Here is a 4,032-nt window from a genome sequence, read left to right on the forward strand (position 1 = left end):
CCGTCTGGCAGGTCGTGAAATGCTTTGCCCGCCTGATAGTTGGCGAATTTCCCTAAAAGGAACTGGTAGGCATCGAGACGACTTTCATAGCGAATGGCTGCTTCCTTAGCACGCTCATCCTGGTCCGCCTCATAGACCGCCTGACTCTCCTTGAGAGCCATCTCGTTAATCATGACCTGGGTCTTAACCCAAGCTTCAAACTCCTGTAAAAATTCCTGTTCGTAACTCATTTTTCTCACTTTCTAACTGCAAATACCTAGTCCAAATCTCGGTAAAAATCACTGTCAATATCTCGGAAGGCCTGAATGTCCTGTACATACTCCAGCACCCCCTGAAATTCACCAGATTCATCTCGAACCGCCGCATAGGTCACATGGACAAACTTGCCCCGTGATTCCGACTTGAACCACATCTCAAACTTGTCCCGCTCTCCCTCGCGCAGAGCCTTGAAAATCCGCCGCACCTTGTCTAAAAACTTGGGCGGGTGACAGAGCTCGACATTGCGACCTATCTGGGACGGCGTCCGCTTGAAAATCATCTCGTCTGCCGGCACACTGTCATTATAATACTGGAAAATATCGTCCTTATTGACAAAGGTAATCTCCATGGGCAGATGGTTCAAAATCAGATTAGCCTCCGTCACAGACAGATAGCCATGACCAAAAGGCTGTTGGGAGTCCCGATTAAAGGCTTGCTCCTTCTTTTCCTTAGGCTTAAAAGAAATGGTGACCTGACCATCTGGCGTATCAATGACCTGCTCAAACCTGCCATCACTAGTCTGTTCTCTACTGGCTGGCGCTTCGCTTCCTTCATCAGCAGCATTCCCAACTTCCTCCTCCGAGAATGAGTGACGCGCAGGAATCCATTTTTCCGTTGGCTTGATAATGGCATAGCCATAAGCATCGCTCTCCTCAGCAATCTTGAGCCAGTCATCCTGAGTAAAGGACTCGAGGAGAATCATGAGAAGGATAGACTCTTCCTTGAAAATCATAGCTTCAAACTCAGCCGCAAAAGTCTCAAACTTGTCCTTGACTTCTTCAATCGAAGTATCTGGTAGCTGCTCTGCAGCAATCTTAGCCTCTTGGAAGAGGTCTCGAATCTGGTCGTCTACCCCCCACATGACCTTGGGTGGCGAATCGTGGCCGTAGCTCTCCATGATGGGAAACATGAGCTCTTCCTTGCGCTGATAGTGGACATCAAACTGCCCCACCAAACCCAGCTGGCGCTGGAGTCCCTTGCGGATTTCAGGTAGAAGCTCCTCATCTTCTGTGCTTTCATAGGTAGATAGGAGCCTGCGAACCCGCATGAGGGCAGCCCGAAGCGCTAGATTTTCCTGCTTAAAGATCTGAACAGGATGGCCTGGATGATCGGTATCAGCCACCTCTACATTCTGAATGGCACCTTTAAAGAGGTTGGCATGGACATTGCAAAGGGACATGACATCTTCAAAGGTCACTCCCGTATCTGAGTTCATTAGCTCATGCTCCATCAGGCTGATTTCGATAGCGGATACACCAGCAAAATGCTCATTAAAAAGCTCCTGAACGGATTCTGCTGAAGCTCCGTTATGTAGGTCCAGCAAGATAGACTTGAGGACCTCAATGCGTTCAGTAGCCATGCCTAAATCCCCACCACTTCATAGCCATTTAATTCCAGAGTTTGCTTGATTTTATTAAGGTCAATGCCATTCATACCAGCACCTTTTTTGATAGAAACCACGCGTCCGACTGTATTACGCATGACTGGATTGGCCAGAGGCGTAAAGCCCAACTCGACCAAAACATCCAAAACATCGGGCTGCTTCTCAATCACTTCTGCCACTGGGATAGACAAATCAATCACATTATCCATAGCTGCTCCCTCGTCGTCATTTTTCTACAATTATACCATAAAAAAGCGATCAAACTCAAAGCAAAGAAAAATTGTGATGCGCTCCTCTTATGCTGCTCAAACAAAATGGAATAGCGAATTAAGATAGACATGATGACAGACTTCTGCCTTCCATTATTGCCTCGAGCAACAATAAGAAAATATAAAGCACATTGCTTCGTCTTTTTTCCCTTTTGTGATAAGCTAAGATTAGTGAATTGAGAGGGTTTTCGTATGTATCTTGCAGACTTAATGGAAAAGAGTGAAGCGGGGCAGTTTATTGTCCTGTCTTATTTACAGCAGCATTCTACATCCAGTTTGAAGGATGTCATGTCAGAAACAGGCTTCTCGAAAGCAACCTTGACCAAGTACATTAGCTTGATTAACGACAAGGCTATGGACCATCATGCAGCCTTATACATCCAGCTTCAGGACGAAACACTCAGTCTGTACATCGGACCGGATACCAAGGGACGGGATATTCGCAGGCTCTTTTTGGACAATGCAGTCAAATACCAGATTTTAAACCACTTGCTCTATCATCAGCAGTTTTTAGCCCATCAATTAGCTCAGGAACTGATGATTAGTGAAGCAACACTCAGTCGTCATATATCCGGACTAAATCAAATCCTATCAGAGTTTGAGCTATCTATCCAAAATGGCCGCTTGAAAGGACCTGAGCACCAAATCCGCTATTTTTATTTCTGCCTTTTTCGCAAGGTCTGGTCCAGCCAAGATTGGGAAAAGGAACTTCAAAAACCAGAAAGAAGGCAGGAAGTTGCTGTCTTAGAAGAACTCTGCGGAGCCCAGCTCTCTCAAGGACAGCGATTGGACTTGGCTCTTTGGGCACATATCACCCAACAGCGCCTAAGAGTCAATGCCTGTCAATTCCAAAACATTGAGCAGAAAATGCAGGGCTATTTTGAGAATATCTTCTACCAGCGCTTGCATCGCCGGGCAAATGACTTCTTTGCCAGGCAGCACATCACCCTGAGTCAGGAAGACGGGGAAATGATGATTTTCTTTTCATTTCTGCTTTCCCATCGGATTCTGCCCCTGCACACCATGGAGTATATTCTGGGCTTTGGCGGTGAAATTGCCAGCCTGATTACGCAACTGATTCAAGAGATGAGGGGGCGAGACTTGCTAGGGGACTATATCGAGGACCAAGTGACCTACGAACTAAGCCAGCTCTGCGCCCGTGTCTTTCTTTTCCGAGGCTACCTCTTGCAGGATAAATACAAGCATGATCTGGAATTACGCCATCCTTACTTATGGAGCGAATACGATTATCGACAAGTGGCAGACACTATTTTTAGCAAACTGCCTATTTTCCAGCAGGGAACATCTCTGGATAAAAAGGTGTTGTGGGAATGGCTCCAGCTGATGGAATACATTGCTGAAAACGACGGTCAAATCATCAAGATAGGCATGGACTTGACAGATAGCTTTATCGTTGTTTCTAGGATGACAGCCATTTTAAGGCGGTACTTAGAGTACAATCGCTTTATTACGATTGAATCCTACGACCTTACCAGAAATTACGACCTCATCATCACCAACAATCCCATTCATCAGACCCAGCAGGCTCCCATCTATTATTTAAAAAATGACTTGGATTTGGAAGATTTGGCTCAAATCCGTCACATGATATTTCATTAAGAAACTTGGAGAAATCCAGGTTTCTTTGTGATTTTCGCACAATCTCCTCAGATTTTTTTAAAATTTGAAAAAAGTTGATAAAAAAGAAAGCGTTTTATTTTATATACTAGTTACTGTAGAGGAAACATCCTCAAGATTTTTACTAGGAGGACAGTTCATGTCACAAGAAAAATACATCATGGCCATCGACCAAGGAACTACTAGTTCCCGCGCCATCATCTTTAACAAAAAAGGAGAAAAAGTTAGCTCCAGTCAAAAAGAATTTACTCAGATTTTCCCTCAAGCTGGATGGGTTGAGCATAATGCCAATGAGATTTGGAACTCAGTGCAGTCCGTTATTGCCGGTGCCTTCATCGAAAGTGGGGTAAAACCTAACCAAATCGAAGCCATCGGAATCACCAACCAGCGTGAAACAACTGTCGTCTGGGATAAGAATACTGGTCTTCCTATCTACAATGCTATCGTTTGGCAATCTCGCCAGACTGCTCCTCTGGCTGAACA

General features: G+C 45.2%; 5 protein-coding genes. 2 read left to right on the forward strand and 3 right to left on the reverse strand.

The genetic code is table 11. The features are described from left to right. From RWS24_RS10620 to RWS24_RS10630, 3 genes are all read right to left on the reverse strand, one after another. Nucleotides 1–230, reverse strand: a 230-nt coding sequence (locus RWS24_RS10620; RefSeq protein ID WP_314367392.1) for a DUF1912 family protein, incomplete at its 3' end; no start/stop codon positions are given. A gap of 26 nt (nucleotides 231–256) precedes the next feature. Further along, the gene (locus RWS24_RS10625; RefSeq protein ID WP_314367395.1) at nucleotides 257–1,618 is read right to left on the reverse strand and encodes a DUF438 domain-containing protein; all 1,362 of its coding nucleotides are present in this window, start codon (nucleotides 1,616–1,618) and stop codon (nucleotides 257–259) included. A 2-nt stretch (nucleotides 1,619–1,620) separates the two neighbouring features. Further along, nucleotides 1,621–1,851 (reverse strand): DUF1858 domain-containing protein, encoded by a 231-nt coding sequence (locus RWS24_RS10630; protein ID WP_125444135.1) that lies wholly within the window; start codon nucleotides 1,849–1,851, stop codon nucleotides 1,621–1,623. Nucleotides 1,852–2,103: 252 nt separating this feature from the next. Here RWS24_RS10630 and RWS24_RS10635 point away from each other — a divergent pair, with 252 nt between their 5' ends. Both RWS24_RS10635 and RWS24_RS10640 read left to right on the forward strand, forming a co-directional pair. Then, nucleotides 2,104–3,531, forward strand: a complete 1,428-nt coding sequence (locus tag RWS24_RS10635) for a helix-turn-helix domain-containing protein (protein ID WP_314367400.1) — start codon at nucleotides 2,104–2,106, stop codon at nucleotides 3,529–3,531. A gap of 157 nt (nucleotides 3,532–3,688) precedes the next feature. Beyond that, nucleotides 3,689–4,032: FGGY family carbohydrate kinase (locus RWS24_RS10640; RefSeq protein WP_314367402.1), on the forward strand; the 344-nt coding region annotated here is incomplete at its 3' end.

The sequence above is a fragment of the uncultured Streptococcus sp. genome (genome assembly GCF_963528215.1).
Lineage (GTDB): Bacteria > Bacillota > Bacilli > Lactobacillales > Streptococcaceae > Streptococcus.